Consider the following 4,904-nt stretch of genomic DNA (forward strand, 5'->3'; position numbering starts at 1 on the left):
TTCGGGGGAAACCAAATCAGCGATCAGCTCCCAAGCCGCATCCGGGAGTTCGTAACGCTTTGCCATGCGGGCCTCCAGCCTGTCATGGCGCCGATTCTACCCGTTCAGACTTTTCGTACAGAACCTAGTCGATCCTGGAACTCAGGAAAGCCCACGGCAGGCCATCTTCGCGCTGTTCCTCCACCTTCCCGGCCAGCAACACCTCATCGGCGCTCGGGTAATGACGCAACAGGCGACGCGCTTCCGTTCGCACGGCCTCAGGCAGCGTCTTGTCACGGGACAAGTCGACCAGAAACTCTCGGGTTTGAATGATTGCGCGGGTGCGCTCACTCGGCATCGTCATTCCATTCTCCTTGCACCTATCTCATCTAGCTAAATTGCTCTGCCTGGCCATTGGTGCATGGCGTCAGGCCGGCGGAGGGCCAGCCAGGGCCTTGCTCATCCAGGCAGGCATTTTGCAGGCTGCCAACTGCTTGAGTTCGGCCGGCGTCAGCTGGCTCTTGATCTTCGCCACTGAAGCCGGATTCGCGCCTTTCCTGCCCAGGTAGAAGAGCGCTACCAGGGCCAGTCCCACCTTGGTTCCGGCATGCTGCAACTTTTCTGGGGGAACATGCTGGAGCCGTATCGTCAGGGCACCGATTCGAATCTCTCGACTGGAGCCGCTCGTATACAGCACCGGCTGTGTTTGCATCTGGGTGCTCAGATGCAGTGCCCTTGCAGCCTCGGCACCATGCACCTGGATCGTTTCGTGATTCTGCTTGGCGATGACCCGGATCACGGCCAAGGCACTGGGACGGACATTGCCGACATACGGACTGATCTTTGGCCGCATGTAGATCCCGCGAGTGATCCGCTCCAGCTCGCCAGCGCTCACCAGCCGGGCTATCGCCTTGCCGACAGCAGAGCGTGACCCCAGCCCTGCAAAGCGCCGAGAGCTGAACGGTCGCCCCTTGGGCAGGTATTTCACCTGTTTCCAGAGGGTGGAGGCTATGGACATGGTGCATCCATGCGATCAGAAAGCGTACCGCTCATGGGCGTCAACCGAAGCTAGACGCCGTACTTGCCGGTGTTGTCACTGCCGCCCAACCCTCCCGCCGCCGTCAGCAGCTTGTAGATCACCCTGGCAAACGCCCGGCTCTTGGCCACGTTGTCGAGCACTTCCAGCGACAGCTTTTCATGGTCGGTCATCGCGTCGAGCACGATGTCCTCCACGCGCTTGGGGAACAGACCGTGCATCACCTGCTCGGCGGGCTGGCTGTTGACCTGGGCCATGACGTCTTCCTCGCGGCTGATGCGCTGGGCGATGCCGGTGAGGAAGTGCAGCTGGTCATCGTCGCTGACTTCGGCGCCGAAGATGTCGTTGAGCGCCTCGATGATTTCCGAGAGCTGCTTCTTTTCCGGGTCGTGGGGCTTGCCGCTGCCCACGGCGCTGGCCGGGTCGAGGCTGTAGTCGCCCTGCTCATCGCTCAGGCGCAGGTCGTGTTCGGCCCGCTTGGTCAGACGGTAGTGGGTCAGTTGCAGTTCGCTCACGTCCACGTCGTCCCGATCCAGACGGTCCACGCGCAGCATCGGGTGCAGGTGTTTGGCGAACACGCAGAGCTGTTCCAGCTCGCGATCCTCGTAGGCGACGATCTGCGAGAGGAACTCGTACAGGCGCACGAAGCTCAGCAGGTTTTTCTTGAACAGGTCGAGCTGGTCGATCTGCTCGCCAGCCTCCTTGAGGGCGTGCTCGGCCTTCTTCAGACCGGCGCTGTCGCCGTTCTTCTCGGCCGTCTGCTTGAACTCCAGGGCCTGGCGGCGCGCTTCCTGGCCGAACTGGTAACGCTTGGCGAAGCGTTCGCGGGCCGGCTTGCTGTAGTAGCTCAGCTTGCTGGCCGGCGCCTTGGGATCGAAGAACGCGGTGGCGAAGGCCGCGACCTCTTCCCAGTGGTAGATGCCCTCGGCGTCCAGCTTCTTCTGCACGTCGTAGACGATCTGCGGATCGGTGACATCGCTCAGCTCGGCCTTGGTGTAGTAGGGCAGGAAGGCGTCGAGGATGTCCTGGGCGTCGTTGAAGAAGTCGAGGATGAAGGTTTCCTTGCCGGGGAAGGTGCGATTCAGCCGCGACAGGGTCTGCACGCAGTCCACGCCCTGAAGCTTCTTGTCCACGTACATGGCGCACAGCTTGGGCTGGTCGAAGCCGGTCTGGTACTTGTTGGCGGCGATCATCACGTTGAAGTCCGGGCTGTCCAGCGCCTCGGCCAGGTCGCGGCCATTCACCCCGGCATTCAGAAGGCTGCTGCTCTCGGTCACTTCCTCGGGAATCACCGCGTCCGGCAACACGCTGCCGGAGAAGGCCACCAGCGGATGCACGTCCTGGTAGCCCTGGGACTTGATGTAGTACTTCATCGCCAACTGGTAGCGCACCGCCTCCTGGCGGCTGCTGGTGACCACCATGGCCTTGGCCTGCCCGCCGAGCAGATGGCGGATATGGGCGCGGAAATGCTCGACGATGATCTCGACCTTGCGGTCGATGTTGTACGGATGCAGGCGCACCCAGCGGGCCAGCGCCTGGCGCGCCTTCTTGCTGTCCACTTCCTCGTCGGCGCCGTCCGGGTGGGCGATCTTCCAGGCGGTGCTGTAGGTGGTGTAGTTACGCAGCACGTCGAGGATGAAGCCTTCCTCGATGGCCTGGCGCATGGAATACACATGGAACGCCTCGGGCTTGTTGCTCGCGCTGGCCGGCAGATCCGGCTCGGGGCGGCGGCCGAACAGCTCCAGGGTCTTGGCCTTGGGCGTGGCGGTAAAGGCGTAGTAGCTGATGCGCTGGTTCGGCTGGCGGGCGGCCACGGCGGCATCCAGCAGCAGTTCGGCGCTGATCTCCTCGCCCTCGTCCGGCGCATCGCTGCCGAGGATGGCCTTGAGTTTGCTGGCCGAGGAGCCGGTCTGCGACGAATGCGCCTCGTCGGCGATCACCGCATAACGGCCGCTGGCCAGCTTGGGATGCTTGTCCAGGGCATCGAAAAGCGCCGGGAAGGTCTGGATGGTGACGATGATGATGCGCGTCTGCGCGGCCAGCGCCTCGGCCAGCTGATCGGACTTGCTCTGGCTGCCGATGTCGCGGGTGATCGGCCGCACCACGCCTTGGGCGTGCTCGAACTGGTAGATGGTGTTCTGCAACTGGCTGTCCAGCACGGTGCGGTCGGTGATGACGATCACCGAGTTGAACAGCTTGTTGCCATCTGCGTCGTACAGCGCGGCCAGTTGGTGCGCGGTCCAGGCGATGGAGTTGGACTTGCCGGAGCCGGCGCTGTGCTGGATCAGGTAGCGCTGGCCGGGGCCTTCGCTGCGGGTGCTGTCGATCAGCTTGTTGACCACTTCCCACTGGTGAAAGCGCGGGAAGATCAGGGTTTCCCTGGTGGTCAGCTGGCCGTCGAAGCCCTCGCTGGTCTTGCGTTGCAGGTGCAGGAAGCGGCCCAGCACCTTGAGCCAAGCATCCGGCTGGAACACCCGCAGCCACAGGTAGCCGGTAGCGTACTGGCTGTCGTCGGCCGGCAGCGGGTTGCCGGCGCCGCCTTCCTCGTTGCCCATGTTGAAGGGCAGGAAGAAGGTGTCTTTGCCGGCCAGCTGGGTGGTCATCGCCACTTCGTTCTGGCTTACGGCGAAATGCACCAGCGCGCCGCGCTTGAAGGTCAGCAGCGGCTCGGGCTTGCGGGTCAGCGGGTCTTTCAGCGGGCGGTCGTGGCGGTACTGCTGCTTGGCCTTCTCCACCGACTGTTTGAACTCGCTCTTCAGCTCCAAGGTCGCCACCGGCAGGCCGTTGACGAACAGCACCAGGTCAAGCCGGGGGTTGTACTTACCCTCCTGGAAGTGGGGCGAATAGGACACCTCCGCCACCACGCGCAGGCGGTTGCACTGGTAGCGGCGCAGGGAGTCCGGGTTCATGGCGTGGTCGGGTTGGAAGCTGCACAGCTCGACCTTCACTCCCGGCAGCTTGAAGCCGTGGCGCAGCACCTCCAGGGTGCCGTCCTGCTCCAGGGCGCGCACCACCTTCTGCACCAGCACGCCGTCCGGGTCGTTGGGGTTGGCCTTGGCGAACTTGTCCCAGCGATCCGGCCAGGCTTCCTTGAAGTAGGCCAGCAGGTCTTCGGTGTACAGCGCGCTGCGCCGGTCGTAACCGCTGGCCGGGCCGGTGAGCCAGCCCTGGGCAGTCATGGCCTTGATGATGTCCTGCTGGAATTGAGCTTCCTTGCTGTCGGCCATTACACAGTCTCTTGTTCGCGGATGGGGGCAGGCGCGCTGGTCGGTGGCTGCCAGCCGCGCAGGTCGATCTTGCCGGTGACGGCTGCGGAGATCAGGGCAGAGCGTCGCTCTTGGAGGAGGTTGACGTTTTCATCTGCGGCCAAAGTCAAGTCATCAAAAAGAGATGATTTTTCTTCGATGAACTGACAGATTTTATTCTGCTCATCAATCGGGGGAAGCGGCAAGGGATAGGCTCGAATGTCCGCACAGGTGATGGCCGCCTTTGTGCTTCCCCAGTCTGCTGAGTCATGGCGAACTCTTTCGTAGTTCGCACTTAGCCAGTCATGCAGATAACTGGAGATTAGTGCGCAACTTCTAGGCTCCATGAAGGCAATATGCTGACTTATGGTTGCCTCTATTTCTGTAATTGTAACCATTCCGCGAGTTTTTCCCTCGCCGGTGATGGCCATCAGAACGCATCCGGGCTTAACAATTGGAAGCGCGCACTCTTTCAAGGCTGAGTCAGTTACAAATTGGTCAGAATTCACCACTCGACCTAGGTTCTGTACGAAAAGTACTGCCGTAGGCACCGCAGCGTGCAAGCCAGGGTGACCATTGCAGCAAAACTTCTTGCCAGCTTGTCGTAGCGAGTGCCGATCCTGCGGCTCTCCTTCAACCAGCCG

At 62.1% G+C, this 4,904-nt stretch carries 4 protein-coding genes and 1 pseudogene; all 5 read right to left on the reverse strand.

The annotated features are described in order from the left end of the window. Positions 1 to 124: 124 nt before the first annotated feature. The gene (locus RA210_RS17635; RefSeq protein ID WP_201487460.1) at positions 125 to 343 is read right to left on the reverse strand and encodes a BPSL0761 family protein; all 219 of its coding nucleotides are present in this window, start codon (positions 341 to 343) and stop codon (positions 125 to 127) included. Positions 344 to 406: 63 nt separating this feature from the next. Further along, positions 407 to 997, reverse strand: coding sequence for a DUF6088 family protein (locus RA210_RS17640; RefSeq protein ID WP_201487461.1), 591 nt, complete (start codon positions 995 to 997; stop codon positions 407 to 409). 50 nt (positions 998 to 1,047) lie between these two features. Beyond that, on the reverse strand, positions 1,048 to 4,242 hold the full coding sequence (locus RA210_RS17645; RefSeq protein WP_201487462.1) for a type I restriction endonuclease subunit R: 3,195 nt from the start codon (positions 4,240 to 4,242) through the stop codon (positions 1,048 to 1,050). Further along, positions 4,242 to 4,811 carry a restriction endonuclease subunit S gene (locus tag RA210_RS17650; protein ID WP_328821120.1) on the reverse strand — a complete coding sequence of 190 codons (570 nt, stop codon included), beginning with the start codon at positions 4,809 to 4,811 and terminating at the stop codon, positions 4,242 to 4,244. The genes RA210_RS17645 and RA210_RS17650 overlap by 1 nt, the downstream gene beginning before the upstream one ends. Continuing rightward, a pseudogene (locus RA210_RS17655) lies at positions 4,778 to 4,904 on the reverse strand (IS5/IS1182 family transposase); the annotation flags it as partial. The pseudogene RA210_RS17655 and the gene RA210_RS17650, both read right to left, overlap by 34 nt.

This window comes from Pseudomonas sp. OF001 (genome assembly GCF_904426495.1).
Classification (GTDB): Bacteria; Pseudomonadota; Gammaproteobacteria; order Pseudomonadales; family Pseudomonadaceae; genus Geopseudomonas.

What these genes read in the sequence shown, in the direction of transcription:
- RA210_RS17645 (WP_201487462.1), bottom strand. Translation starts at nt 4,242, where the DNA reads ATGGCCGACAGCAAGGAAGCTCAATTCCAGCAGGACATCATCAAGGCC.
- RA210_RS17635 (WP_201487460.1), bottom strand. Translation starts at nt 343, where the DNA reads ATGACGATGCCGAGTGAGCGCACCCGCGCAATCATTCAAACCCGAGAG.
- RA210_RS17640 (WP_201487461.1), bottom strand. Translation starts at nt 997, where the DNA reads ATGTCCATAGCCTCCACCCTCTGGAAACAGGTGAAATACCTGCCCAAG.